General features: G+C 63.2%; 30 protein-coding genes. 7 read left to right on the plus strand and 23 right to left on the minus strand.

Annotated elements, in window-relative coordinates; translation table 11 throughout:
• The first annotated feature begins 126 nt into the window (after positions 1-126).
• Genes yidC through yihA form a run of 3 tightly spaced genes read left to right on the plus strand, consistent with a single transcriptional unit; the run spans position 127 to position 3,351 of the window.
• Positions 127-1,953 (plus strand): membrane protein insertase YidC, encoded by a 1,827-nt coding sequence (gene yidC, locus ACRARG_RS07030; protein ID WP_432689278.1) that lies wholly within the window; start codon positions 127-129, stop codon positions 1,951-1,953.
• A gap of 1 nt (position 1,954) precedes the next feature.
• Positions 1,955-2,704 carry an MOSC domain-containing protein gene (locus ACRARG_RS07035; RefSeq protein ID WP_432689279.1) on the plus strand — a complete coding sequence of 250 codons (750 nt, stop codon included), beginning with the start codon at positions 1,955-1,957 and terminating at the stop codon, positions 2,702-2,704.
• Positions 2,701-3,351, plus strand: a complete 651-nt coding sequence (gene yihA / locus ACRARG_RS07040) for a ribosome biogenesis GTP-binding protein YihA/YsxC (protein ID WP_432689280.1) — start codon at positions 2,701-2,703, stop codon at positions 3,349-3,351. The genes ACRARG_RS07035 and yihA overlap by 4 nt, the downstream gene beginning before the upstream one ends.
• Positions 3,352-3,354: 3 nt before the next feature.
• Here the strand turns inward: yihA and ACRARG_RS07045 are convergent, their stop codons facing one another.
• The gene (locus ACRARG_RS07045; protein ID WP_432689281.1) at positions 3,355-3,936 is read right to left on the minus strand and encodes an outer membrane protein; all 582 of its coding nucleotides are present in this window, start codon (positions 3,934-3,936) and stop codon (positions 3,355-3,357) included.
• A 197-nt stretch (positions 3,937-4,133) separates the two neighbouring features.
• Here ACRARG_RS07045 and argB point away from each other — a divergent pair, with 197 nt between their 5' ends.
• Genes argB through ACRARG_RS07060 form a run of 3 tightly spaced genes read left to right on the plus strand, consistent with a single transcriptional unit; the run spans position 4,134 to position 6,204 of the window.
• Positions 4,134-5,000, plus strand: coding sequence for an acetylglutamate kinase (argB, locus tag ACRARG_RS07050; RefSeq protein WP_432689282.1), 867 nt, complete (start codon positions 4,134-4,136; stop codon positions 4,998-5,000).
• Position 5,001: 1 nt separating this feature from the next.
• Positions 5,002-5,679 carry a ferredoxin gene (locus ACRARG_RS07055; RefSeq protein ID WP_432689283.1) on the plus strand — a complete coding sequence of 226 codons (678 nt, stop codon included), beginning with the start codon at positions 5,002-5,004 and terminating at the stop codon, positions 5,677-5,679.
• Positions 5,680-5,697: 18 nt separating this feature from the next.
• Complete coding sequence (locus ACRARG_RS07060; RefSeq protein ID WP_432689284.1) at positions 5,698-6,204, plus strand: SixA phosphatase family protein; 507 nt, start codon at positions 5,698-5,700, stop codon at positions 6,202-6,204.
• Between the two features lie 104 nt (positions 6,205-6,308).
• Here the strand turns inward: ACRARG_RS07060 and ACRARG_RS07065 are convergent, their stop codons facing one another.
• The 15 genes from ACRARG_RS07065 to ACRARG_RS07135 all read right to left on the minus strand — a co-directional run bounded on the left by ACRARG_RS07065 (position 6,309) and on the right by ACRARG_RS07135 (position 20,031).
• Positions 6,309-7,100 carry an amino acid ABC transporter ATP-binding protein gene (locus ACRARG_RS07065; RefSeq protein WP_432689285.1) on the minus strand — a complete coding sequence of 264 codons (792 nt, stop codon included), beginning with the start codon at positions 7,098-7,100 and terminating at the stop codon, positions 6,309-6,311.
• 13 nt (positions 7,101-7,113) lie between these two features.
• Complete coding sequence (locus ACRARG_RS07070) at positions 7,114-8,427, minus strand: amino acid ABC transporter permease (protein WP_432689286.1); 1,314 nt, start codon at positions 8,425-8,427, stop codon at positions 7,114-7,116.
• 1 nt (position 8,428) lies between these two features.
• Positions 8,429-9,655 carry an amino acid ABC transporter permease gene (locus ACRARG_RS07075; RefSeq protein ID WP_432689287.1) on the minus strand — a complete coding sequence of 409 codons (1,227 nt, stop codon included), beginning with the start codon at positions 9,653-9,655 and terminating at the stop codon, positions 8,429-8,431.
• 127 nt (positions 9,656-9,782) lie between these two features.
• The gene (locus ACRARG_RS07080) at positions 9,783-10,802 is read right to left on the minus strand and encodes an amino acid ABC transporter substrate-binding protein (protein WP_432689288.1); all 1,020 of its coding nucleotides are present in this window, start codon (positions 10,800-10,802) and stop codon (positions 9,783-9,785) included.
• Between the two features lie 236 nt (positions 10,803-11,038).
• Complete coding sequence (locus ACRARG_RS07085) at positions 11,039-11,761, minus strand: ATP12 family chaperone protein (RefSeq protein WP_432689289.1); 723 nt, start codon at positions 11,759-11,761, stop codon at positions 11,039-11,041.
• Complete coding sequence (locus ACRARG_RS07090) at positions 11,758-12,426, minus strand: HAD-IA family hydrolase (RefSeq protein WP_432689290.1); 669 nt, start codon at positions 12,424-12,426, stop codon at positions 11,758-11,760. The genes ACRARG_RS07085 and ACRARG_RS07090 overlap by 4 nt, the downstream gene beginning before the upstream one ends.
• A complete protein-coding gene (locus ACRARG_RS07095) occupies positions 12,423-13,469 on the minus strand; it encodes an RluA family pseudouridine synthase (protein ID WP_432689291.1) in 1,047 nt (348 codons plus the stop codon). Before ACRARG_RS07095 ends, ACRARG_RS07090 begins: the two co-directional genes overlap by 4 nt.
• The gene (crcB, locus tag ACRARG_RS07100; protein ID WP_432689292.1) at positions 13,466-13,843 is read right to left on the minus strand and encodes a fluoride efflux transporter CrcB; all 378 of its coding nucleotides are present in this window, start codon (positions 13,841-13,843) and stop codon (positions 13,466-13,468) included. Before crcB ends, ACRARG_RS07095 begins: the two co-directional genes overlap by 4 nt.
• A 130-nt stretch (positions 13,844-13,973) precedes the next feature.
• Positions 13,974-15,281, minus strand: a complete 1,308-nt coding sequence (locus tag ACRARG_RS07105) for a replication-associated recombination protein A (RefSeq protein ID WP_432689293.1) — start codon at positions 15,279-15,281, stop codon at positions 13,974-13,976.
• A complete protein-coding gene (locus tag ACRARG_RS07110) occupies positions 15,281-16,669 on the minus strand; it encodes a trypsin-like peptidase domain-containing protein (RefSeq protein ID WP_432689294.1) in 1,389 nt (462 codons plus the stop codon). Before ACRARG_RS07110 ends, ACRARG_RS07105 begins: the two co-directional genes overlap by 1 nt.
• A gap of 157 nt (positions 16,670-16,826) precedes the next feature.
• On the minus strand, positions 16,827-17,246 hold the full coding sequence (rplQ, locus tag ACRARG_RS07115; protein WP_432689295.1) for a 50S ribosomal protein L17: 420 nt from the start codon (positions 17,244-17,246) through the stop codon (positions 16,827-16,829).
• A 213-nt stretch (positions 17,247-17,459) separates the two neighbouring features.
• Entirely contained in the window at positions 17,460-18,476 is a 1,017-nt protein-coding gene (locus ACRARG_RS07120; protein ID WP_432689296.1) for a DNA-directed RNA polymerase subunit alpha, read from the minus strand.
• A 112-nt stretch (positions 18,477-18,588) separates the two neighbouring features.
• The gene (gene rpsK, locus ACRARG_RS07125; protein WP_009805788.1) at positions 18,589-18,978 is read right to left on the minus strand and encodes a 30S ribosomal protein S11; all 390 of its coding nucleotides are present in this window, start codon (positions 18,976-18,978) and stop codon (positions 18,589-18,591) included.
• Positions 18,979-18,993: 15 nt separating this feature from the next.
• Complete coding sequence (gene rpsM, locus ACRARG_RS07130; protein WP_432689297.1) at positions 18,994-19,362, minus strand: 30S ribosomal protein S13; 369 nt, start codon at positions 19,360-19,362, stop codon at positions 18,994-18,996.
• Between the two features lie 264 nt (positions 19,363-19,626).
• The gene (locus ACRARG_RS07135) at positions 19,627-20,031 is read right to left on the minus strand and encodes a helix-turn-helix domain-containing protein (RefSeq protein ID WP_432689298.1); all 405 of its coding nucleotides are present in this window, start codon (positions 20,029-20,031) and stop codon (positions 19,627-19,629) included.
• Between the two features lie 74 nt (positions 20,032-20,105).
• Between ACRARG_RS07135 and ACRARG_RS07140 the strand changes: the two genes are divergently transcribed.
• Complete coding sequence (locus ACRARG_RS07140) at positions 20,106-20,597, plus strand: DUF2938 domain-containing protein (protein ID WP_432689299.1); 492 nt, start codon at positions 20,106-20,108, stop codon at positions 20,595-20,597.
• Here the strand turns inward: ACRARG_RS07140 and ACRARG_RS07145 are convergent.
• From ACRARG_RS07145 to ACRARG_RS07175, 7 genes are all read right to left on the minus strand, one after another.
• A complete protein-coding gene (locus ACRARG_RS07145) occupies positions 20,587-20,964 on the minus strand; it encodes a rhodanese-like domain-containing protein (protein ID WP_432689300.1) in 378 nt (125 codons plus the stop codon). The genes ACRARG_RS07140 and ACRARG_RS07145 overlap by 11 nt on opposite strands.
• 10 nt (positions 20,965-20,974) lie before the next feature.
• The gene (locus ACRARG_RS07150; protein WP_432689301.1) at positions 20,975-21,871 is read right to left on the minus strand and encodes an MBL fold metallo-hydrolase; all 897 of its coding nucleotides are present in this window, start codon (positions 21,869-21,871) and stop codon (positions 20,975-20,977) included.
• 143 nt (positions 21,872-22,014) lie between these two features.
• Entirely contained in the window at positions 22,015-22,659 is a 645-nt protein-coding gene (locus ACRARG_RS07155) for an adenylate kinase (protein WP_432689302.1), read from the minus strand.
• A complete protein-coding gene (gene secY, locus ACRARG_RS07160; RefSeq protein ID WP_432689303.1) occupies positions 22,656-24,026 on the minus strand; it encodes a preprotein translocase subunit SecY in 1,371 nt (456 codons plus the stop codon). The genes ACRARG_RS07155 and secY overlap by 4 nt, the downstream gene beginning before the upstream one ends.
• A 106-nt stretch (positions 24,027-24,132) precedes the next feature.
• The gene (rplO, locus tag ACRARG_RS07165) at positions 24,133-24,603 is read right to left on the minus strand and encodes a 50S ribosomal protein L15 (protein WP_432689304.1); all 471 of its coding nucleotides are present in this window, start codon (positions 24,601-24,603) and stop codon (positions 24,133-24,135) included.
• Between the two features lie 141 nt (positions 24,604-24,744).
• Complete coding sequence (locus tag ACRARG_RS07170) at positions 24,745-25,524, minus strand: anti-sigma factor family protein (RefSeq protein ID WP_432689305.1); 780 nt, start codon at positions 25,522-25,524, stop codon at positions 24,745-24,747.
• Entirely contained in the window at positions 25,521-26,021 is a 501-nt protein-coding gene (locus ACRARG_RS07175) for a sigma-70 family RNA polymerase sigma factor (protein ID WP_432689306.1), read from the minus strand. Before ACRARG_RS07175 ends, ACRARG_RS07170 begins: the two co-directional genes overlap by 4 nt.
• Positions 26,022-26,023: the final 2 nt, after the last annotated feature.

Below are 26,023 nucleotides of genomic sequence, written 5' to 3' on the forward strand. Positions count from 1 at the left end.
GCGTCACAGGACCGGGCGCCTCCCGCGATGGGGGCCGATACCTCACGTTTTACCAATCCCCCCTTGACCTTTGCCGCCCGCCTCTGTTGAACCGGCCTACCAATTTCTCGGCACGGGACCCAGTCAATGGACGACCAGAACAGAAACCTTCTCTTGGCCACGGTGCTCAGCTTCATCGTGATCGTGGTCTGGTTCGTTGTGTTCCCGCCGCCGGACACCGCCAATGATCCCAACGACACAGCAGCGGTCGAAAATACGCAGGCAGACGCCCCCGCGGCCGGCGGCCCGGCGGCCCCTACCGCCGACACCGCGCCCGCCGGTGCCACAGTGCCCAGCGACACCCAGACTGCAGCTCAGACTGATGCGCCCCGTCTCGCTGTGGACACGCCGCGGCTCAACGGCTCCGTTAACCTGCGCGGCGGCCGCATCGACGACCTGAAACTCAAGGATTACCTCGCCTCTCTTGATGCAGGAGCGGAGGAAGTCACCGTCCTTCGCCCCGAAGGCGCGCCGAACCCCTTCTATGCGGTCTACGGCTGGGTCCCCGTCTCCGGCGTCGAAGGCGACGCCGTGCCGGGTGCCGATACGCTCTGGTCCGCCCCCGCAGATGCGACCCTGACCACGGAAACCCCGGTCACCCTGACCTGGGACAATGGCGCCGGCCTGATCTTCAGCCGCACCATCTCAGTCGACGACAACTACATGTTCACTGTCGCACAATCGGTCGAGAACACGACGGACACGGCCGTGTCCCTGCGCCCCTATGCGCTGCTGCGTCGACATGGCGAGCCAACCAATCTCAAGAATTTCTTCGTCCTGCACGAGGGCATGATCCGCATGTCCGACGGCGAGCTGCAGGAAGAAAAATACAGCAAGATGGAGGATTTCGACCGCGACGACCGTGAAGGCGCCCCCGCCGACCGGACCGAGGTCGAGGAGAGCGGCTGGATCGGCTTTACCGACCATTACTGGATGTCGACGATTGTCCCGGATGGCGCCTTCCGCTCCACCGCGAAATACTATCCTTCCGCCAATATCTTCCAGACCGACGCCGTGCTGCCGCAGGTCGATGTCGCGGCAGGCGCCACCGCGACCTCCGACAGCCGCCTCTTCGCCGGCGCCAAGGAATGGGAAACCATCAAGCATTACCAGAACGACGAAGGGGTGACCCGCTTCCTCGATGCGATTGACTGGGGTTGGTTCTTTTTCCTGACCAAGCCGATTTTTGCGGTGCTGCACTGGCTCAACAGCCATATCGGCAACATGGGGTGGTCCATCGTTGCGCTGACAGTTCTGCTGAAATTCCTGCTCTTCCCGCTGGCCTATAAATCCTACGCCTCCATGGCCAAGATGCGCGAGCTTCAACCGGAGATGGAGAAGCTCAAGGAACGGGCAGGCGACGACCGCCAGAAGCTCCAGAAAGAGATGATGGAGCTCTACAAGAAGGAAAAGGTGAACCCGGCCTCCGGCTGTCTGCCGATCCTTCTGCAGATCCCGATTTTCTTCAGCCTCTACAAGGTGATCTTCGTCACGCTGGAACTGCGCCACGCGCCCTGGATCGGCTGGATCCGCGACCTTTCGGCGCCGGACCCGTCGTCGATCCTGAACCTCTTCGGCCTGCTGCCTTTCGCGGCACCGGATCCGGAAAGCTTCCTCGCCATCCTCAGCCTCGGCATCCTGCCGATCCTGCTGGGTATCTCCATGTGGCTGCAGCAGAAGCTGAATCCGGCGCCCACCGATCCGACGCAGCAGATGATCTTTGCCTGGATGCCCTGGGTGTTCATGTTCATGCTGGGCAATTTCGCCTCTGGCCTGGTGCTCTACTGGATCACCAACAACACGATCACCTTCACCCAGCAGTATATCATCATGCGCAGCCACGGGTTCAAACCGGATGTCTTCGGCAATATCCGCAAAAGCTTCAGCCGAAAGAGCAAGGCCGAGGGCAAGTAAGGTGGCGCAGCTCGCCTCCCTCATCCGTCACCCGGTCAAGGCCATCGGTTACGAACCGCTGGACCGGGTGGCCCTGACCGAGGGGCGCGCCCTGCCCTTCGACCGGCACTGGGCCGTGGCCCATACCGCCGCCAAGTTCGAGGGCCAGCCGACGGAATGGCAGCGCAAGATGAACTTCCTGCGCGGTGTCACCGGGGCGGAGCTGATGGCCATTGCCGCCCGCACCGAAGACGCGACCGGCAAGGTGACCTTCACCCATCCCAAGGCTGCGGAACTGACGGTCGACCCTATGGCCGAACAGCAGGCGCTGATCGACTGGCTGACCCCGCTCTGGCCCGAAGACCAGCCGCAGCCGGACCGCGTCGTGCATGTGCCCGGCCAGGCGATGACCGACTGGCCCGATCCTTTCGTTTCGATCCTGGGCACCGGGTCGCTTGATGCGCTGAGCGACGCGGCGGGCACGCCGATGTCGCCGCACCGGTTCCGCGGCAACCTCTGGATTGAGGGCTGGGCGCCGCTCGAGGAGTTCGACCTGATCGGGCGGACCCTGCGCATCGGACAGGCAGAGCTCGAGATCCGGGAACGCATCACCCGTTGCAAGGCCACCCATGCCAACCCGGAGACGGGCCAGCGCGACGTGGACACGATGAAGATATTGCGCGACACCTGGGGCCATCAGGATTTCGGCGTCTATGCTATTGTGACCCGGTCGGGAGAGATTGCGCCCGGCGATGAGGTTACCGTGCTATGAGCCTGCCCTTCCCCGCCGTCGAGGAACCCGATCGCGAGGCCGCCGAAGCGGGCCGCCTGCTCTTCGCCGGCGAGACCCAGTTCGTCAAAGGCGTGGTCGCCATGGACGGCCTGCCCCCCGCCGACCGGATCGAGGTCTGTTTTGCCGGCCGTTCCAACGTCGGGAAATCCAGCCTGATCAACGCCCTGACCGGCCACAAAAACCTCGCCCGCGCCTCAAACACCCCCGGCCGCACGCAGGAAATCAACTTTTTCACGATGGGAGAGCATGGCTATCTCGTCGACCTGCCGGGCTATGGCTATGCCAATGCCCCCCTGCCCGTGGTCGAGAAATGGCAGCGCCTGCTGAAGCAATACCTCGGCGGTCGCGTCACCCTGCGCCGCACCTTCGTGCTGATCGACGCCCGCCATGGCGCCAAGAAGGTGGATGAGGAAATCATGTCGCTTCTCGACAGCGCCGCCGTGACTTTCCAGGCGGTGCTGACGAAAATCGACAAGGTGCGGAAATCCGAACTGGAAAAAAGCCTCGCGGTCACCCGCGAGGCCCTGTCGCGTCATCCCGCCGCCTATCCGGAGCTGGTTCTCACCTCCTCCGAAAAGGGCGAGGGGATCGCAACCCTGCGATCGATCATCGCAGGGCTGGAGTGACGCTCAGAACCGGTAGTTCACACGGGCGGCAAAGGTATTGCCGGTCACGTCTGTCCCCGATCCGTTGAAATCGTTGAACTCGTGGTAGAGGTATTCGCCGCCGACGCTGACCTTGTCGGTCATCATGTATTCGGCGCCGACACCGGCCACCCAGCCGTCGTCATTCCCGATCGAACTGTCCGCATTGGCATAGCCACCGGTTGCATAGATCAGAGCAGGACCGGCGTCATAGCCCATGCGCGCCTTCAGACGGTACATATTGTCCAGCGACACACCGCCCAGGTCGACATCGCTGCCCAGAGCTTCAAGCTCTGCACCAGCCACGAAGGACCCGAAATCGTAGTCGTAGCCCAGCTGCAGACCGCCGATGACGCCGTCACCGGATGCGCCGCCGCCGTCGATATCGGCATAGCCCAGCGAGCCACCGAAATAGCCGCCGGTCCAGTCACCGGTCTGCATGACCGGCACAACCGGCTCGACGATCACCGGATCGGCCGGTGCGGGGGTCGGGCTACCTGCAACTGCCGCGCCTCCCATGGTGACAAAAACTGCGGAACCGAGAATTGCGATTTTTGTACGGTTCATAGGGTCGTCTCCTTTTATTCATGTGGCGCTCAGCGCACCTTCACTACGACAACGCGGCATATGGGCCTCGGGTCCCGTGCCGTCAAAATTCCCCCATAGGCTGTGGCGGAATTGCGCCACTGCCACCTTGGCACCGGCGGGACTTGGCCCTATCACCTTGGGGAACGACCGGAGTTCACCGGAATGAGATTTGCACAATGAGAAAACAGACCGCCATGGATCGCGACTGGATCGCCACTGCCCGCACCCTCTCCGAGGCACTGCCCTATCTGCAACGCTACGAAGGTGCCATTGTCGTGGTGAAATTCGGCGGCCATGCCATGGGCGACGATGACGCGATGGAGATCTTTGCCCGCGATATCGTCCTAATGCGGCAGGTCGGCGTGAACCCGGTCATCGTGCATGGCGGCGGGCCCATGATCAACGAGATGCTGGAGCGTCTTCAGATCAAATCCGAATTTGTGAACGGCAAGCGTGTCACCGATCAGGCCACTGTCGAAGTGGTTGAAATGGTGCTCTCCGGCCGGATCAACAAGCGGATCGTGCAGGCGATCAACGATATGGGCGGCAAGGGCGTGGGCCTCTCGGGCAAGGACGCGCGGCTCATGATCTGCGAGCCCGACAATCCGGAGCTTGGCCTCGTCGGCACGCCGGTAGAGCTCGACACAACCATCCTCAAGGCCATGTTCGCCGCGGATATCATTCCCGTGATCGCCCCGCTCGGCATGGGCCGCGACGGCGAGACCTACAATATCAACGGCGACACGGCCGCGGGCGCCATTGCGGGCGCGCTCAGGGCCGACCGTCTGCTCCTGCTGACTGACGTCGCTGGCGTTAAGAATGCCGAGGGCGAGGTGGTGACCGAACTCAAGGCAGCCCAGATCAGGCAGATGACAGCCGATGGGACGATTGCAGGCGGCATGATCCCCAAGACCGAAACGGCCCTCGATGCGATCGAACGCGGCGTCCGGGCGGTTGTCATTCTGGACGGCCGGGCCCCCAATGCGACCTTGCTGGAGCTCTTCACCGAACACGGCGCCGGCTCCCTCATCCGCGGCGACTGACATGACACAGGCCGCGGACCGGAGTTTTTCAGACCTTCAGTCCGCCGCCCGAACCCTCAATCTGACCATCCTCTGCGCGCTGGACAAACAGACCTGCGACCAGCGCGATGACCTGCCCCCGGGCACAGCTTGCCTGCTTCTGCTCTCGCCGGACGAGCCTGCATTCTGGCCTGCCTTCACGCAAAGCCCTGAGTTCCGCGATGGCGCGCCCGATCCGATGGATCGCTGGTCGCGCCGCATTGCCGGCAGCCTCGCCCGGGACATCGGTGCTCACCCCCTCTTTCCCTTCGGCGGGCCGCCACACCATAACTTTGTCGACTGGGCCCGGGCGTCAGAGCGCGCCTTCGCCTCCCCCCTCGGCATGCTTGTCCATCCGCAGACCGGCCTCTGGCTGTCCTTTCGCGCCGCCCTCGCGCTGCCCCACCCGGTCAAGGAACTGCCCGCCCCGGTCTCCTCCCCCTGTGACAGCTGCACAACCCGCCCCTGCCTCTCCGCCTGCCCGGTCTCCGCCTTTGGACCAGATGGATATGATACCCGGGCCTGCAGGACTTTCCTGCAACAGCCAGGGGGAAATGACTGCATGTCCCACGGCTGCCTGGCCCGCCGCGCTTGCCCTCGCGGCAGGAACCATGGCAGGTTTTCCGCGCATTCAGCCTACCATATGCATCATTTCCTCTGATCCCGGGCCCCCTTGACCATGACCAAGCGTTTCGTCCTGATGCGGCACGCGAAATCCAGCTGGGACGATCCCCTGCTGGAAGACCGGGACCGCCCGCTCAATCCACGTGGTCGGAAAGCCGCGAAAGCCCTTGGCAAATGGTTGCGGAGCCAGGATATCCTGCCCGATCTGGCACTGGTGTCAGATGCAAGACGCACCCAGACCACCTTCAAACGTCTGAAGCTCGATTGTGACATGCGGATCGACCCGCGGCTCTATCTCAGCGGGCCCGAGGCGATGCTCGAAACCCTGCAGAGCGGCGAGGGCGACACGATCCTGATGATCGGCCATAACGACGGCATCGCCGCCTTCGCCGGCCGCCTCGTCTCCGCGCCCCCACCCCACGGCCGCTTTGCCGATTTCCCGACCGGCGCCACCCTCGTGCTCGACCTGCCGATAGAGGACTGGCATGCCGCCCATTTCGGCACTGGCCGCGTGGTCAACTTCATCACCCCGCGCGAACTGACCGGCGACAAGCAGGACTAAAGAAAACAGGCCCCGAAGGGCCTGCATCCGCTTTTTCTTGCCGAAAATATCCCGGGGGTGAGGCGCATCGCGCCGAGGGGGCAGCGCCCCCTCCCCCTCCCCGCTCAGTGACCGAGGATCTGCGACAGGAACAGCTTGGTCCGCTCGCTCTTGGGGTTATTAAAGAACTCTTCCGGCTCGTTCTGTTCCACGATCTGGCCCTGATCCATAAAGATCACGCGGTTCGCCACCTGACGGGCAAAGCCCATCTCATGGGTCACGCAGAGCATGGTCATGCCCTCTTCCGCCAGCTCGATCATGGTGTCGAGCACTTCCTTGATCATCTCCGGGTCAAGCGCCGAGGTCGGCTCGTCAAAAAGCATGATCCGCGGCCTCATGCAGAGCGAGCGGGCAATCGCCACACGCTGCTGCTGACCGCCCGAGAGCTGGCCGGGGTATTTGCTTGCCTGGTCCGGGATCTTCACCTTTTCGAGGAAGTGCATGGCCGTGGCCTCCGCTTCCTTCTTGGGGATTTTCCGCACCCAGATCGGCGCCAGCGTGCAGTTCTCAAGGATCGTCAGATGCGGGAAGAGGTTGAAGTGCTGGAAGCACATGCCAACCTCGGACCGGATCTTGTCGATGTTCTTCAGGTCGGAGGTCAGCTCCGTCCCGTCCACGATGATCTTGCCGGACTGGTGTTCCTCAAGCCTGTTGATGCAGCGGATCATCGTCGACTTGCCAGAGCCCGAGGGCCCCGCGATGACGATCCTCTCGCCCCGGTTCACGGTCAGATTGATGTCGCGCAGCACGTGGAAGGTCCCGTACCACTTGTTCATCTGCGAAATCTCGATCGCGACTTCGTCAGAGACCTTGAGTTTCGAGCGATCGACAGCAGTGTCCATTGCAGGTTCAGACATAGGGGTTTTCCTCTTAGCGGTGCCCGGTCTGAAGCTTGCGCTCCAGATACATGGAATAGCGGGACATGGAGAAACAGAAGATGAAGAAGACGGCGCCGATAAAGATGAACAGCTCCCAGTAGACGCCGTTCCAGGCCGTGTCGGCCCGGATGGCGTTCGACAGCCCGATCGGATCGAACATCGAGATGATCGACACCAGCGTGGTGTCCTTGAACACCCCGATGAAGGTCGACACGATGCCCGGGATCGAGATCTTCAGCGCCTGCGGCATGACGATGAGCCGCTGCGACTGCCAGTAATCGAGGCCAAGCGAATCCGCCCCCTCATACTGGCCCTTCGGCAGCGCGGCGAGGCCGCCGCGGATCACCTCGGCCATGTAAGCCGATGCAAACAGCGTCACCATGATCATCACCCGCAGGATGATGTCGAAATTCGTGCCCGGCGGCAGGAAGATGTTCAGCAGGACCGAAGCTACGAAGAGCAGCGTGATCAGCGGAACGCCCCGGATGAATTCGATGAAACCCACGCAGATCGCCTTGACCAGCGGCAGGTCCGACCGGCGGCCAAGCGCCAGCAGGATGCCCAGCGGCAGCGAACACATGATCGCTGTCACCCCAATGGTGATCGACAGCATGAAGCCGCCGAATTCGCGCGACTGCACCTCGTGGATGCCGATAGGCAGGATGCGCGACAGGTCAGGCTCCAGCGCAGGGCTCAGGACCATCCACCAGATGAGCGCCGCAACCACAGCTGCCAGCAGCGCCATGGCAGGCGCGATCGCTCTGGACGCATAGCGGAACACAAAGAACGCCAGAACGAACCCAAGCGCGGCCAGCAGCACGCCCCAGATGGTCCCGCCCCAAAGCAGCCAGACCGCCAGGAACGGGTAGACCGCGGAAAAGCCAAGCAGCTTGGCCGGGACGAACTGCGCGAACAGGATCGGCGCCACGGCGACGAACAGCAGCACCAGCGCCAGCACCGGCCGCCAGTATTCCTCGGATGGGTAGAACCCGAACAAGAGCTGTTGCCAGCGCTCCCGGATCACACCCCAGCAGGCGCCCCGGTCGTCGCCCAGCCCCGCCAGGATCTCCCGGCACTGGGTCAGCGACTCCGCCTTCCAGGTCGGAGAGATGAACCAGGGCAGGATCTCGTAGGCAAGGAAGGCCACAAACGCCAGCGACACGATGGTCACCACCGTATTGAACCAGCCGGAGAACAGGTTCACCCGCGCCCAGCCCACCGCGCCGATGGTCGTTGCCGGTGGCTCCTGCTGGGGCAGCATCGTGTCCCGGACATAGGCCACTGTATCTGCATGCGTATTGCTCATCTCAGCGCTCCACCAGTTTGACACTGTTGTTGTAGACGTTCATCGCGGCCGAAATCGCCAGCGAGATGACCAGATAGACCAGCATCCCCAGCAGAACGGTCTCAAGCTCCCGCCCCGTCTGGTTCAGCGTGATCCCCATCAGCGTGCCCGTGATATCCATGTAGCCAACCGCAATGGCGAGCGAGGAGTTCTTGGTCAGATTGAGATACTGCGAAATCAGCGGCGGAATGATAACCCGCAGGGCCTGCGGCAGGATCACCAGGCTCATGATTCGCCGGGGCCTGAGGCCAAGGGCGGCAGCCGCCTCGGTCTGGCCCTTGGAAATCGCGAGGATACCCGCACGGACATTCTCGGCGATAAACGCAGCCGTGTAGAGCGACAGGGCCAGCCACAGCGCAATGAGCGAGTTGCGCATGTACACCCCGCCCTGAAAGTTGAACCCCTTGAGCTCAGGTATATTCAGGCTCGCCCCGAGGATCAGCATGACGATCAGCGTCGGCAGGACAAAAACCGCCGCCTGAAGGAGCCCGGTCTTGGGTCGGAGGCCGGTCGCCTCCTGTTTTGCATCTGCACTGGCGCGAATGCGGGTAATGGCAAAAATCGACGCTGCCAGAACGGCCAGCACGATGACCCAGTCCAGCGCCCCGACAGAGCGGGTGAAATCGATACCAGGGACATAGACCCCCCGGTTGGTGATCGCCACAGAGCCGAAGAGCGACATGCTTGCTTCGGGATTTTCACCCCGGAACGCATTTGGCGCGGGCAGGCTCTCGATCAGGATCGCCATGGCCAGGACGATCCACATCAGCACCGGCACATTGCGGAACATCTCCACATAGACGGTCATGATGCGGGCGACGAGCCAGTTGTTGGACAGGCGCAGTACGCCGACAATGACCCCCACGATCGTGGCGGTGACACATCCCAGAAACGCAACCAGCAGCGTATTGAGCAAGCCGACCATCGCCGCGCGGAAATGCGGCATCTGGTTGTTATACTCGATCAATTTCTGGTTGATGTCGTAGCCTGCCGGGTCCCAGAGGAAACCGAAAGACGGTTCTTTGCCAAGATCGGCAAGGTTCTGTGCTGTATTGTTTATCAGCCATCCGATGAAGGTCAGAAACACCACCAGAGCGATGATCTGGAATGTGATCGCACGATACCGCGTATCGTAGACCAACATAGATAGCTTAAAGGACTCCGCCGGCGGGTCGGTGAGAGTTGCCATTCCTATATCCCCGTTGTCCGGCCTGATTATTAGGACGTCTTCGCGTCATGGCCGGTGAAATGATCCGGGTTCTTCCCGGAGCAGATATGAAAAGGGCGCGGTTTTCACCGCGCCCTTTCCGCCATCCTTAACGGAACGGCGGCGTGTAAAGCAGACCGCCATCGGTCCACTGCGCGTTCAGACCACGCGCCAGGCCGATCGGGGTGGATTCGCCGATGTTGGCTTCGAACACTTCGCCGTAGTTGCCGACCTGTTCGATGATGTTTTTGGCCCAAGCGGCATCCAGACCCAGCATCTCGCCCATATTGCCCTCGGTGCCGAGGATACGGTTGATTTCCGGGTTATCGCCTGCAGCGGCGCTCATTTCGCCGACATTGGCCGAGGTGATGCCCAGCTCTTCTGCTGCGATCATCGCGTTCAGCGACCAGCGGACGATATCGCCCCACTCGTCATCGCCATGACGGACCAGCGGGCCCAGCGGCTCTTTGGAGACGATCTCAGGCAGAACGACGTGGTCGGCCGGCGCTTCGAACGTGGCACGGGTTGCGGCCAGACCGGAGGCGTCCGTCGTGTAAACGTCGCAGGCACCGGCAAGGTACTGCTGCTGCGCTTCGGCGTTGGTTTCGATCGGAACCGGCTCGTAGCTCATGGAATTCTTACGGAAAAAGTCCGCAAGGTTCAGCTCGGTGGTCGTGCCGGTCTGGATGCAGACGGTCGCGCCGTCCAGTTCCGTGGCCGAAGACACGCCCAGCTCTTTGGGGACCATGAAGCCCTGACCGTCGTAGTAGTTGACACCGACGAAGGTGAATTTCAGGTCAGCATCGCGCGACAGTGTCCAGGTGGTGTTACGCGCCAGCATGTCGATCTCGCCCGAGGCCAGCGCGGTGAAGCGCGTTTTGCCGGTGGTCGGAACGAATTCGACGGCTTTCGCATCACCAAAAACGGCGGCGGCGACGGCACGGCAGACAGCGACGTCAAAACCGCCCCATTCGCCATCGGCGTCAGGTGCGGAGAAGCCGGTCAGGCCGGTGGACACGCCGCAGTTCAGCGTGCCACGAGCCTTGACGTCGTCAAGCGTGGCTGCGCCAGCTGCGCCAGCCGCCAGGCCAGCAAGGGTCAGCGCGCCAAAAAGAACGGATTTTTTCATATTTACCTCTTCCTGTTTGCCCGCCCGTATTCGGACGGTTCAAGCCGGACTCACAGGTCCGGCAGAGACACTGTGAAGGTCTCCCCCTTCCAGTATGCCGAGAGTTTGGTCGTAAACATTCGAAACGGTCAAGGGCGTCATCACGAAAATCAAACGATCCGGCGATAACTTAACGGCAATCTGCCCGTTGCGGGGCAGCGATGAACCATCCGGTCAAAAAAACCGAACAAAATTGGTTAAATCGCGTCACTGCTTTGGGACGCGTCAAAGAACCGTTTCGCGTTCAGAAACGATTCTCGTTTGATTGCGGCGGTTTGCGCAGCATCTTCATCCACGCCCCACTGTTCTTCCTGCCAGCTCTCGTCGATCCGCGACAGGTCCCAGAGCTCTTCCGCAGGCCAGGCCCCCTGCGCCGCCGCCAGCCCTATCACCAGAGAGCCTGAAAGGCTGACAAGATCGTGAAACGCGGCAAGCTCAAACGCCGTCATCCGGTGCACTTCCGCACCCAGCTTTGCCAGCGCTGCCTCGGACTGCGCCTCGTGCATGATCCCCGTCCGGGGTTCCAGCCGCGCGCCATATGTCGCCGCAGCCCAGTCCAGCAACGGGTCCCAGGCGGCCGCCTGTCTTGCCACCAGTTCTTCCGGACTGTCGGCACGATAGCACAGCAGATCACTGTCGCCATAGGCGATCAACATCTCCGCCACCTCGTCGAACTGCACGGCCACCTTGTCGATCGCCGCATTGGCACCGCGCGTCGCCGGCATGCTGCGCGGGTCCACAACCTCTGCCTGCGCCTCCCATTCGGCCGCCACGGCCTCAGCCATGGCCCGGCTCGGCAGCACCAGCAGCGCCTTGGCGGGCGTCCGCACCGCGCGGCCATCCAGCGTCACGCCATAGCCGTCACCGGAGGTCACGACCTCCGTAACCTTCCAGAACCGTTTCGGCGCCCACTCGCTCATGCCGCCCCCGTGATCCGGGTGATCAGTGCGGGCAGGTCTTCGACCCGCTCCGCCACGGCAGCGGCATGCGCCAGCATATGCGGCGGGTGGTAGCCCCAGCTCACGCCGAGGAAGGGCACCCCTGCCCCGCGCGCCATCTCCATATCATAGGTGGTATCGCCGATCATCACCGCGCGATCCGCTGCGACCCCGGTTTCCGCCAGCGCCGTCATGACCATCGACGGATGCGGCTTCGACGGATGATCATCGGCCACCTGGATCGACTGGAACACGCCATCCCAGCCATGATTGTCGATCAGCGCCAGCAGCCCGCGCCGCGACTTGCCCGTGGCAATCGCCAGCAGGGTCTCCGGCTCTTCCGACAGCGCGGCCACCACCTGCGCGATCCCGGGATAAAGCGGGCTCGACGCTGCGCCGTTCGTCATGCGCAGGCCCTGATAGGCCCGCTTGTACCCCTCGACCATATCGCCGCGGGTGGTGTCATCCGCCTCCGGCGCCAGCTTGAGCATCGCATGATCGAGCGACAGCCCCACAATGCCCAGCACCGCCTCCCGCGCCGGGGCCGCCATCCCGACAGAGGCGAAACCCGCCGTCATGGAGGCCAGGATATCCGCCTGACTGTCCACCAAAGTCCCATCGACATCGAAGATTACGAGTCGGGTCATTTCATCAGCTCCTCGAACGGGTCATCGGCGGCCAGATCCTCGGTCCAGCCCAGCGTCTCCCAGCTGTCGGCCATGTGCTGGGGCAGCGGTGCGGTCACGGTCACAGGCTTATGCGTCACCGGATGCTCAAAGGTCATCGACCGCGCATGCAGATGCAGCTTGCGGGAGATCACCCCGCCCAGCTGCGCCCCCCAGCCATCGCCGAGGTTCTCCTGCGCCGAGCCGCCGTATTTGCCGTCGCCGATGATCGGATGCCCGATCTCCGCCATATGCGCGCGCAGCTGGTGCGTCCGGCCCGTCAAAGGCTCCATCGCCACCCAAGAGGCACGGCTGGCCACCCGGTAGAGCGTCGCGTAAAGCGTATGCGCCCGTTTGGCACCTTCCACGTCGCGCACCTCGGACGGGTGAACGGCGCGCATCTTCTCGCCCTCCCCTCCCTTGCCATGCCCGCCGGCCTTCACGAGGCCATAGCGGATCTCGCCCAGGTAAGGCGTCGGCACGCCGGCCACCAAGGCCCAGTAAATCTTGCGCGTCGCCCGGTGCCGCAGCGCCGCCGTCAGCCCCTGCGCCGCCACCCGCGTCCGTGCCAGCAGCAAGACGCCAGAGGTATCCTTGTCCAGCCGGTGCACCAGCCGCGGTTTCTCCTCCAGCCCGAATTTCAGCGCCTCCGACAAGCCGTCGACATGACGCGTCTGGCCGCTGCCACCCTGCGTCGGCAGACCGGCAGGCTTGTTCAGCGCAATCACATGGTTGTCTTTCCAGAGCACACAGGCGCGGATCATCTCCGCATCCGCATCGGAGACAGAGGGCTGCGGCTTGGGCGCCGGCGCCTCCTCATCCGGGATCGGCGGCACGCGCACCACCTGCCCCGCCTCAAGGCGGGTCGCGGGTTTCACCCGGCCCTTGTCGACGCGCAGGTCGCCCTTGCGGCACATCTTCTCGATCCGGCCCTGCGTGAGCTGCGGAAACAGCCGCTTGAGCCAGCGGTCAAGCCGCTGATCGGCATCCTCCGCCGCGACCGTGATCATCTGAACCCCGCTCATGCCGTCACCGCCCGAGTGGCCAGAAGCCCCAGCGCCAGTGCCGCGATCGACAGCAGGACAGAGGCGAGCACATAGACCGCCGACTGGGTCGTCTCGCCCCGTTCCCACATCGACACCGCATCAAGCGAGAAGGCCGAGAAGGTTGTGAACCCGCCCAGCAGCCCGGTCATCAGCAGCGGCGCAAACCGGTTGGTGCTGAGATGGCCCAGCGTGACCACGATCACCCCCATCAGGAAGGAGCCGAGAATATTCACGGTGAGCGTGCCCCAGGGAAAGCCGGGCCCCATCAGGCGCAGCGTGGCAAGGCCGGTCAGGTACCGGGCCGAGGCACCGAGGGCACCGCCGAGAGCAACTTGAAGCAGGGTTGGTATCATGGCGCGGTCATGGCCCCGGAACGGGCCGGAGTCAATGTGGCTGAGGCAGGAGGGGGGCGCTGCCCCCTACCGACAAATGCGATGCATTTGTCGGCCACCCCCGGGATATTTCCAGCAAGAAAAAGACAGGTCAGTCCTGCTGACGGCGGGCGCGGAGCTTGGCGAAATAGTCGAGGCGCTTTTTCAGGTCACGTTCAAAACCGCGTTCCACCGGCTGGTAAAGGTCGGGGCGCGGCACGCCATCGGGGAAGTAGTTCTGACCGGAGAAGCCGTCCTCCGCATCATGGTCATAGGCATAGCCCGTGCCATAGCCCTGATCCTTCATCATGGAGGTCGGCGCGTTCAGGATATGTTTGGGCGGCATGGCACTGCCGGTCTTGCGGGCCAGCGCCACGGCCCCCTTGTAGGCCACGTAGGTGGCATTGGATTTGGGCGCGAGCGCAAGGTAGACCAGCGCCTGCGCCAGAGCCAGCTCCCCCTCCGGAGAGCCTAAGCGTTCGTAGACCTGCCAGGCGTCCAGACAGATTGTCTGCGCCTGCGGATCGGCGAGGCCGATATCCTCCACCGCCATCCGGGTGATGCGGCGGGCGAGGAAGCGCGGGTCCTCCCCCCCCGCCAGCATCCGCGCGAACCAGTAGAGCGCCGCGTCCGGGTCCGACCCGCGGACGGATTTGTGCAGGGCAGAGATGAGGTTGTAATGCTCCTCTCCCGATTTGTCGTATTTGGCGGCCCGGCGCATCAGCCGGGCGGAGAGCGCGTCGCGGTCGAGCGGAGCGGCGACCTTCCAGGCCGCCACCTGTTCGACCAGGTTCAGCAGGGCGCGGCCATCGCCATCCGCCATCTCCTTCAGCGCCATCCGGGCGTCGGGGGCCAGCGGCAGGGGGCGGCCCAGCTCCGCCTCGGCCCGGCAGATCAGGGATTCCAGATCGGTTTCGCCCAGTCGTTCAAGGACCAGCACCTGGGCCCGGCTGAGCAGAGCAGCATTGAGCTCGAACGAGGGATTCTCGGTCGTGGCGCCAACCAGAAGGATCGTTCCGTCCTCCATATAGGGCAGAAACCCGTCCTGCTGCGCCTTGTTAAACCGGTGAATCTCGTCAACGAAGAGGAGCGTGCCCTGCCCGGCCCGCCGCCGCTGCTTGGCCGCTTCGAACACCTTCTTGAGGTCGGCCACGCCACTGAAGATCGCCGAGATCTGCACGAACTCCAGATCGGTCTCATCCGCCAGCAGCCGGGCGATTGTGGTCTTGCCCACACCCGGCGGCCCCCAGAAGATCAGCGAGGACAGAGAGCCCGAGGCCAGCATGACACCCAGCGGCGCCTCCGTGCCCAGCACCTGTTGCTGGCCGATCACTTCGGACAGGGCGCGCGGACGGAGCCGGTCGGCAAGCGGGCGCGGCCCGCCCTGTGCCGCACCGGGCTGGTCGAAGAGATCCGCCATCAGAGACGCAGCCGCAGCACCATCTGCCGCCCCTGCCGGATCAGCGTCAGATCGAGCCTTTTGCGGGCGGCTGCCATCTCCGCCTCCATCGCGGCGCCATCCGCCACCTCCGCTCCGTTCACGGCGAGCAGGATATCCCCGCGCAGCAGGCCAACCCGGGCGCCGATTGCGCCCGGTTCGGTCACGATCACGCCGTCGATATCGCCCGTCAGCCCACGCTCCGCGACCACGGCAGGGTTCACCGTCTCCACCGAGAGGCCCGGAATGGGGGCGTCGCGGCCTGTGGTTACCGGCGCGCGCGGCGGGTCCTCGGGGGCGGCGATCAGATGCACGGTGGCCTCTTTTTCGCGGCCGTCATGGACATAGCTGACCTCCGCATCGGCGCCGAGGCCCGCGACGGACATGCGGAACAGCATCTCGGGCGGGGTGTTCACCGGCAGGCCATCTACCGCGCGGATCACGTCGCCGACCACGATTCCGGCTTCGGAAAAGGGGCTGGCGGGATGCAACTTGGCCACGATCACGCCGCCGGGGACGTCCAATCCCAAGGTCTCTGCCATGGCGGCATCGACCACCTGCCCGCCCATGCCCGCCCAGGGCCGTTCGAACCGGGTCTTGCCGTCACGCGCCTGATCGACAAACTGCGCCACCAGCTTGGCGGGAATGGCAAAACCGATGCCGTTCGACCCGCCGGAGCGGCTGAGGATAGAGGTATTCACCCCGATCAGATCGCCATTGAGATCGATCAGCGCGCCACCGGAATTGCCCGGGTTGATCGGCGCATCGGTCTGGATGAAATAGCCCCGGCCGGAGCCCAGAGCCGTGCCCGACCGTGCCAGACCGGACACGATACCCGAGGAGACGGTCTGCCCGACGCCGAAGGGGTTGCCGATGGCCAGCACCAGCTCGCCCACCTCGACCGTGTCACTGTCGCGCAGCTGCAGATGCGCCATGTCCTTTGGCGCATCCACAAGCTTGAGAATGGCGAGGTCAGACTCCTGATCCGCCAGCAGCACCTCTGCGGCGAATTCGCGCCGGTCATGCAGCACAACCCGAATATCGTCCGCCTCCCCCACCACGTGGTAATTCGACACAATCACGCCGTCGTCGGTCAGCACCACCCCGGAGCCCAGCGAATTCTGCACCTCCGGCCGCGACGGGCCCAGATCGCGGAAGAAATCACTGAAAAACGGATCGCTGGCGAAGGGAGAGCGGCGGCGCTCGACCACCTTCTGGGCGTAGATATTGACCACTGCCGGGCTCGCCTGTTTCACCACCGGCGCGAAACTCATGGAGATCTCGGCCTGGCTGCGGGGGATAAGGCTCTCGGCCAGGACGGGCGCGGCCGGGTAAAGGAGACAGAGGGCAACCAGAGCGGAACGGATCATGCGGGCAGGCTCCTGACGGGACGAATAGACCGGATATGTTCCGCGCGGCCCCGGGATGCAAGCCACCGGGCGGTTTTCGCGCGGTGAAGTGAGGGGCCGAAACGAAAAGACCCCCGCCGCAGGGCGAGGGTCTCGGGATCGACAGACGGGCGGGAGATTACTCCTCAGCCGCCTCTTCAGCCGCGACGCGGGCCTTGTCGCCGGCGCCTTTGGCGGCCGTGTCGCGATCCACGAATTCGATGATCGCCATCGGGGCCATGTCGCCATAGCGGAAGCCGGCTTTCATGATGCGGATGTAGCCACCGTTACGCTCTGCATAGCGCGGGCCCAGAACTTCGAAGAGTTTCTTCACGGCGTCGTCCTGCTTGATGCGGGAGGCCGCGACACGGCGGGAATGCAGGTCGCCCTTTTTGGCAAGGGTGATCAGCTTTTCCACGATGGGACGCAGTTCCTTGGCCTTGGGCAGGGTGGTTTTGATCTGCTCATGTTCGATGAGCGAGGCGGACATGTTCGAGAACATCGACTTGCGGTGTTCATGGGTCCGGTTCAGACGGCGATAGCCACGTGCGTGACGCATTTCATTTCTCCAAATATGTGCCCTCTACGGGCGGTTTTGCTTTGTCCGGCCTCCCTGGCGGGGAGACTCTCCTTGGGGCTGAAAGCCCGGGGTCCGGGGATGGGTGAAATCACCCATCCTACGGGTGATGGGCGCGTTGCGTCCCATCGGTATCGGAACCATGCGGAGAAGACCGCCGGGTCCCGTAGGATGGGTGCCTTCCACCCATCCGCCTCAGAACTGGTCTTCGAACTTCTTGGCCAGGTCTTCGATATTGTCCGGCGGCCAGTCCTCGACATCCATGCCGAGGTGCAGGCCCATGCCCGAAAGCACTTCCTTGATCTCGTTCAGGGACTTGCGGCCGAAGTTCGGGGTGCGCAGCATCTCCGCTTCGGTCTTCTGGATCAGGTCGCCGATATAGACGATATTGTCGTTCTTCAGGCAGTTTGCCGACCGGACCGACAGCTCCAGCTCGTCGACCTTCTTCAGCAGCAGCGGGTTGAACTCCAGACCGTCGTCGTCATCCGCGCGGGAGGCCGATTCCGGCTCGTCGAAGTTCACGAAGATCGACAGCTGGTCCTGCAGGATACGCGCGGCAAAGGCCACGGCATCATCCGGCGTGATGGACCCGTCGGTTTCGATCTTCATGGTCAGCTTGTCATAGTCCAGCACCTGGCCCTCACGGGTGGGCTGCACGTCATAGGACACCTTCTTGATCGGCGAATAGATCGCATCGATCGGAATCAGGCCAATCGGCGCATCTTCCGGCTTGTTGCGGTCGGCGGGGACATAGCCCTTACCGGTATTCACCGTCAGCTCCATGAAGAGCGACGCGCCGTCGTCGAGGTGGCAGATCACGTGATCCTTGTTCAGCACTTCGATCCCGGCAGATTCGGAAATCTCAGACGCAGTCACGACACCCGGACCTTTTGCATTGATCGACAGGCGCTTGGGCCCCTCGACATCCATGCGCAGGCTCACGCCCTTGAGGTTCAGGATGACATCCGTCACATCCTCGCGGACACCCGCGATGGAGGAGAATTCGTGCAGCACATTGTCGATCTGCACGGAGGTGATGGCAGCCCCCTGCAGCGACGACATCAGCACGCGGCGCAGCGCGTTGCCCAGCGTGAGGCCAAAGCCACGCTCCAGCGGTTCGGCAACCACGGTCGCCTGACGCGCGGGGTCGAAGCCCGGCTTAACGTCCAGCTGCGTCGGCTTGATCAGCTCTGCCCAGTTTTTGTGGATCATGTACGTCCCTCCATGCTCGTTCCGCCCCCATGTCCTTTAGGACGAAACACCCGAGGTTAAATGACGACAGGAGGCCACGCCAAACGCAGCCTCCGGCAATCTCGTGCGAAAATCAGACGCGGCGGCGCTTCGGCGGGCGGCAGCCGTTATGCGCGATCGGGGTCACATCACGGATCGAGGTGATGTTGAAACCGACAGCGGCCAGAGCGCGCAGAGCCGATTCACGACCCGAACCGGGGCCCTGAACTTCGACTTCCAGCGTCTTGACGCCATGTTCCTGTGCCTTGCGGCCCGCGTCTTCGGCAGCCATCTGGGCGGCATAGGGGGTCGACTTACGCGAACCCTTGAAGCCCATGGTCCCGGCGGACGACCAGGAGATGGCATTGCCCTGAACGTCGGAGATCAGGATTTTGGTGTTGTTGAACGAAGAGTTCACATGCGCAACGCCAGCGGCGATGTTCTTGGAAACCTTCTTCTTAACGCGGCGGGTATCACGTGCCATATCTGTGCGCTCCCCTTACTTCTTCTTGCCTGCAATGGCCTTTGCGGGGCCTTTGCGGGTGCGGGCATTGGTGTGGGTCCGCTGACCGCGGACGGGGAGGTTGCGGCGATGGCGCAGGCCGCGGTAGCAGCCGAGGTCCATCAGACGCTTGATGTTCATCTGCACTTCGCGGCGAAGGTCGCCTTCGACAGTGTAGTTCGCATCGATATGCTCACGGATGGAGAGCACTTCGCTGTCCGAGAGTTCATTGACGCGGCGGGTCAGGTCGATACCTGTTGCGTCGCAGATAGCCTTGGCAGAGGCGGGGCCAATGCCGGTGATATAGGTCAGGGCGATGGGAACCCGCTTTGCAGTCGGGATGTTGACGCCGGCGATACGTGCCAAATCGGTCTTCCTTTTGGTTGCGAGCCCGTAATGCCAGGCCCTTTTTTCACAACACATGGCCAGCGCACGACGGCGACCGGCCAAGGGTCATATGACGAAACACGGAATCGCACCGGGAATCGGCGACACCGCGAGATAGCGCGTGGTATGGGTGAACAGCCTCAGGGTCAAGCCCCTGAGCCGAGATTTTCCGGATCGGACGGAAAATGCCGCTGGTTGTCAGATCAAACACCGGACCGCCGGAAAAATCAAGGGCGACACAGCTCAGCCGGCCTTCCCCTGCCCGCCCGGCCGCACTTCGGCCAGCATCCGCTGAAAGCTCGGGCAGTCCAGATGCGACGGCGCCGGACATTGCGCCGTATGCCGCAGCATCTGCGCCAGCACCGTCAGCCGCGCGACCTGAGCATCCAGCGCCTCGGCCCGGGTTGTCAGCGCTGCCCGGTCAATTTCAACCCGGCCATCGCGCCGGGTCCAGGCCGCGATCTCCTCAAGGCTGAAGCCCGCCCATTTCATCAGTCCGATCACTGCGATGATATCCAGCACCTGCGGGTCAAAAATCCGCCGCAGCCCGTGCCGCCCGTCGGATTGGATCAGCCCCCGCTCCTCCCAGTAGCGGAGGGTCGAGGCGGGCCAGCCAGACCGGCGCGCGACCTCCGCAATATCCAGCATTTTCATGATTGACCTCAAGTCGACTTGAAGTGGCAGGCTAACAGCCGCTCGATCAATTCGAAAGGATTTCTGTCATGATTGACCTGCTGCCCTCTGCACTCGCGCTTGGCCTGACGGCCACAGCCTTCCACGACCTTCTCAACTGGGGGCAGGAACGCACCCTTGGCATCCCCGCCCCCCGATACGCGCCCGTTGGACGCTGGATCGCAGGGATCGCCCGCGGACGCCTCCGCCATCAGGACATCAGGCAGAGCCCGCCCGCCACGGGAGAGGCCGCCATCGGCATCACCGCTCACTACGCGATCGGCGTAATCTTCGCCGCCGCCCTGCTGCTGGTCGCCGGAAGTGACTGGCTGACCCGCCCCACACCCGTCCCGGCCCTACTGACGGGCTTCCTGACGGTGGCCTTTCCCTTTTTCGTAATGCAACCGGCCTTCGGCTTCGGCATTGCCGCCGCACGTACTCCAGCCCCCTGGTCCGCGCGGCGCCGCAGCCTCTGGAACCACCTGAGCTTTGGAATATGCCTCTATCTGGCGGGCCTATGCCTCAGCCCGTTTACGGCGTGACCTTCTTGGGCGCGCCGGAGGCCATGTCGGTGCCGATATAGGGCATCTTGGCGGCTTTCCAATTGGCGAACCCGCCCTCAAGATGCGCCACCGGGGTTAGCCCTGCGGCCATGGCTTTCTGTGCCATCTTGCCGGACCGGATCGACGAGCCGCAGTAAAACAGCAGCCGCTTGCCGTCCTGTGACGGCAGCCGGTCTGCCCGGAAACCCGACATCGGCATCAACAGCGCGCCTTCGATATGTTCGAACATGAACTCCTGCGGTGTCCGCACGTCGATCACGGCGATCTCGCCCTTCTCAAGCGCGGCCTCAACCTCGGCCGGGGTCCAGACTTCCAACGGCCCGGTCTCTGTCTCTTCGATCTGCATGAAGGTCTCCTCAGAACGTGTTGGCGGGAATCTTGAAATAGCTCTGGCCGTCATCCTCCACGGGCGCCAGACGGCCGCCGCGCAGATTGACCTGCAGCGCATAGAGCATCCGGTCGGGAAGTTTCAGCGTTGCATCACGTTCGTCGCGCAAGGCCCTGAACTGACTCATGGAAACGCCGCCGCCGATATGTTTGTTGTTGGCCCGGTGATCCGCAACGGTAGCCTCCCAGGCCGGGTCCTTACGCTCCCCCACGGGCGGATAATCATGCCCGACAAAGAGCCGCGTCTGATCCGGCAGCGACAGAATGGATTGCAGGGATTCGTAAAGATCGCGCGAAGAACCGCCGGGAAAATCGGCCCGGGATGTTCCGGAATCGACATGCATGAAGGTGTCGTGGACGAAGGCCGCATCGCCCATGACATAGCTGACCGAGCCCAGCGTATGCCCCGGATGCAACATGACGGAGACCTCGACCTCCCCCACCGTAAAGCTCTCGCCATCCTCGAACAGGTGGTCAAAATCGCGATCCGGATCGAAGGCATCGGGCAGGTTGTAAATCCCGGCCCAGAGCGCTGCGATATCCCGTACCTTCGCCCCGATCGCCGCCGGCGCCCCGGTCTGCTCCTTCAGCCAGGCAGAGGCCATCATGTGATCGGCATGGGGATGGGTATCCAGCACCCACTCGACCGTCAGCCCCTGAGCGGTCACGAAATCCAGAACCTCCTGCGCGCTGTCCGTCCGCGTCTTTGCCGACTGCGGGTCAAAGTCCAGTACGACATCAATCAGCGCGGCACGTTTCGTCACCGGGCATGCGGCCACATACATGATGCTGCCGGTATCCTTGTCGTAAAACCCCGTTACCTCCGGGGAGCCTGCGCCGGTGGACGGGCTGGTGCGCGTGAACATCGTGATTCTCCTGTTATCTTCCGTCAGACATATGCCATTTTGTGAATACGTCAATCGGAAAGGCCGAATTTTGGCGTCACAAGCAAAAACCCCGCCCGGATGACACCGGGCGGGGTTTTCAAAGATTCCACTTACGAGTCTTTTCAGGCGTCGAGGATCGCCTTGATCGAGGCCTCAACCACATTCATTTCGGCAAGCCCGTCAACACGTTTCAGCTTGCCCTTCGCGTGGTAATAGCCCAGCAGCGGCGAGGTCTGCTTGTAATATTCCATCAAACGGGTCTTGAGGCTGTCCTCATTGTCATCCGCGCGACGCTTGAATTCCGTCCCGCCACAGACGGTGCATTTGCCGTCGGCCGGAATGGGTTTCGTCTCGTCGTGATAGACTTCACCGCAGGACCCACAGGTCGACCGGCCGACGATCCGCGCCACCAGCGCCTCGTCGCGCACGCGCAGCTCGATCACGGCATCCAGCGTCTCGCCCATATGGGCCAGCAGGGCCTCCAGCGCATCGGCCTGGGCCAGCGTCCGGGGGAAGCCATCAAAGATGAAGCCGCCGCCATGGTCGCCTTCCAGCTTCTCGCGGATCAGCCCGATGACGATCTCATCGGTGACCAGCTTGCCGCTGTCCATGACCTCGGCGACTTTCTTGCCCATCTCAGTGCCCGAAGACCGCGCCTCCCGCAGCATGTCTCCGGTGCTGAGCTGGATCATGTTCCGGTCTTCGACCAGCTTCCGGGCCTGGGTCCCCTTGCCGGCGCCCGGCGGTCCAAGAAGAATAATGTTCATCGGCGTGCTGCCCCCCTCCGTTTCGTGCGGCCTTTGCCCTTGCCGCGCAGCTGCGATTTCTCGATCAGCCCTTCATATTGATGCGCCAGCAGATGGCTCTGTGCCTGCTGGATCGTATCCATCGTGACGGAAACCACAATCAGGACGGATGTGCCGCCAAAATAGAAAGGAACGGCCAGTTGGCTACGCAGAATCTCCGGAAGGAGACAAACTGCCGCAAGGTAGGCAGAGCCCAGCACCAGAATGCGGTTCGCGACATACTCCAGATATTCGGCCGTTTTCTTGCCCGGCCGGATGCCGGGAACAAAGCCGTTCTGGTTCTTCAGATTATCGGCCACGTCGTCCGGCTTGAACGCCACGTTGAACGTGTAGAAATACGCGAAAAACACGATCATTGCTGTAAAAAACAGCAGGTAGAGCGGCTGGCCCGGTCCGAAATAGGCAAGGATCGTCGACATGACGGGCGAGGTCGAATTGCCCGAGAAGGTCGAGATCGTGACCGGCAGCAACAGCAGCGACGAGGCAAAGATCGCCGGGATCACGCCCGCAGGGTTCACCTTGATCGGCAGATGCGAGGACCCACCGTCATAGACCTTCATACCGACCTGACGACGCGGATACTGGATGTGGATCTTGCGCAGGGCGCGCTCCATGAAGACCACGAAGGCAATTGTCGCCGTCACCATCAGGATGACGCCCACGATCACAGCCGGAGAAATGGACCCGGACCGGCCGGAGGCGAAGAACTGCGCCAGCGCTGCTGGCAGTTCCGCGATGATGCCGACGAAGATGATCAGCGAAATACCGTTGCCAAGGCCCCGCGCCGTGATCTGTTCGCCCAGCCACATCAGGAACATCGTGCCGCCGATCAGCGTGACCATGCAGGTGGTGATAAAGAACCAGGACGGAATATCGGCCTGCACCAGATCGCCGTTCTGCAGCGACACGGCCAGACCGTAGGACTGCAGCGTCGCCAGACCCACGGTGCCGTACCGCGTGTACTGGTTCATCTTCTTGCGGCCCTGCTCGCCCTCTTTCTTCATCTGTTCCATGGCAGGCACCATGGAGCCCAGCAGCTGAACGATGATCGAGGCCGAGATATAGGGCATGATACCGAGGGCGAAGATACCCATCCGGCCGAGAGCGCCGCCGGTGAACATCGACAGGATACCGCCGATCCCCTGCCCCGCGCCTTCCATGAATTCCCGCAGGGCCGCGCCGTCGATGCCCGGTACCGGAATCCAGGTGCCCAGACGGTACACACACAGAAGGATGATGGTGAAGAAGATGCGCTTTCGCAGGTCGGTCGCCTTGCCGAGCGCGGCCCAGCTCGTGTTGGCCGCCATTTGTTCTGCTGCGGATACCATGAGGCTCTCTCTTTCAGACAAACGCCGCCGGACCGGTCTTCCGGCACGGCGGCGCTTTTGGAAAACTAGGGGTTATGTAAGCGGCCCGGAGACCGCCCACAACCGCTTACTCTGCGGCTTGCGCAGCTGTGACCTTCAGCGAACCGCCGGCCTTTTCGACCGCTTCGATCGCTGCCTTGGAGGCACCGGTCACTTCGATGGTGGCGGCCGTCGTCAGCTCGCCCTTGGCCAGCACGCGGATGCCGTCCAGCTTGCGGCGCACGGCACCGGAGGCCACGAGGCTGTCCTCGGTGATGGAACCGGCGTCCAGCTTGCCCGCCTCGATGAACTTGGCAATGATGCCCAGGTTGATCACGGCGTAGGATTTCTGGTTCGGCTTGTTGAAGCCACGCTTGGGCAGACGCTGGTAGAGCGGCATCTGGCCGCCTTCATAGCCCTTGATCGCAACGCCCGAACGGGATTTCTGACCCTTGATACCACGGCCACCGGTCTTACCTTTGCCGGAGCCCGGACCACGGCCAACGCGCATCCGTTTCTTGGTTGCGCCGGGATTGTCGCGCAGTTCATGCAGTTTCATGTCGCTTCTCCTTGGCCGGAACACCCTCCTGAAGCGAAATGGAGGGGACACGGCATTTCTTGGTTATGTGAATCGGGCCGCAGTCGGCCACCGGGGGCGTATAACGCTCAGCCATGTGCTGTGCAAGCGTCATGACCCGCCTCACAGCCGGGCTCCGTGAATATACTGCGCAATCTCCGCCATCGCCGCACGCCCGGCCACGCCGACCAGCGCATAGCGCCAGATGCCTTCCTGCCAGGTCACCGCCATCAGCGCGCCCTCCTGCCGGAACCGGAAGGAGCTCTGCGCCGGGGCATCGGTTGTGACAGCATAAAGTGTCAGGCGCGACCCGTCGCCGGTTTCGTACATGAACTGCGCCGCCCCTTGCCCCGCAAAGGGCAGCAGCCGCCCGCCAACCAGATCATATCCCTGCCCCGTCAGATCCGGGGCGGCGATCTCCGCCCCGAGGCGATTGGACAGCCAGCCATCCAGATGGTCGCGCTGCCCTGCCGTCACCTCGACCGGATGCACCACCTCGGCGGCATAGAGCACATGGGCCTGCGTCGCGGTCGTATCCAGATCCGCGACAGGTGCCACCCCGCCCCCAAGTGTGGCAAGGCCAAAGCCCCCGGCCCCACCGAGGGCCAGCAGCCCGACCGCCGCCGCGATCCGGGCCAGCGGCGCCAGCGGCGCAAAACGCCGCACGCCGTCCGGGTTAGACCTGTCCGGGTTGGACCCGGCGCCCTCCAGCAACCGGTTCAGATGCCCCTCCGACGGCATAGGGATCTCCGATCGAATCCGGTCATTCTGCGACAGGAGGTCCGCCACCCGGGCTGCCAGATCGGCATCCTCTTCCATGCGCCTCTCGAAGGCCCGCGCCTCTTCCTCTGTCAGCTCGCCATCGACATAGAGATGGATCAAAAGCTCCGCATCCGGTGTCATTGCACGCTCCTCAGCACGGCCCGGCCGGGGACCGGATCGCTTCTCAATGCGGCGCGCGCCCGCGCGATCCGCGACATCACCGTCCCCAGAGGAATGTCCAGCGCCTCCGCTGTCTCCGCATAGCTCATCCCGCCGACGACCACGAACAATAGTGGCACGCGCTGGTCTTCCGGCAGCCTCGCCACGCGGTCGATCAGCCGGGACAGCTCCAGACGGTCCTCCGCCCGGTCAGGCCCGGCCGGGTCGGCAATATCCTCGGCCAGATCCGCCCCCCGCAAGACCGGCCGCCGACGGTCATTGCGATGAATATTGCGCAGCATCGTCATCAGCCAGGGCCGCAAGGCCCGCCCCGGAGCCCGCAGATGCTGCTTCTTCAACGCGCGCTCCAGACAATCCTGCACCAGATCATCCGCCGCATCGCGATCCCGCGTCAATGCAAAGGCAAACCGCCAGAGGTCCGGCAGGCATGCCTGAAGCTGATCCTTGAACCCCGTCATCA

The sequence above is a fragment of the Pseudooceanicola profundi genome (assembly GCF_050897955.1).
Classification (GTDB): Bacteria; Pseudomonadota; Alphaproteobacteria; order Rhodobacterales; family Rhodobacteraceae; genus Pseudooceanicola.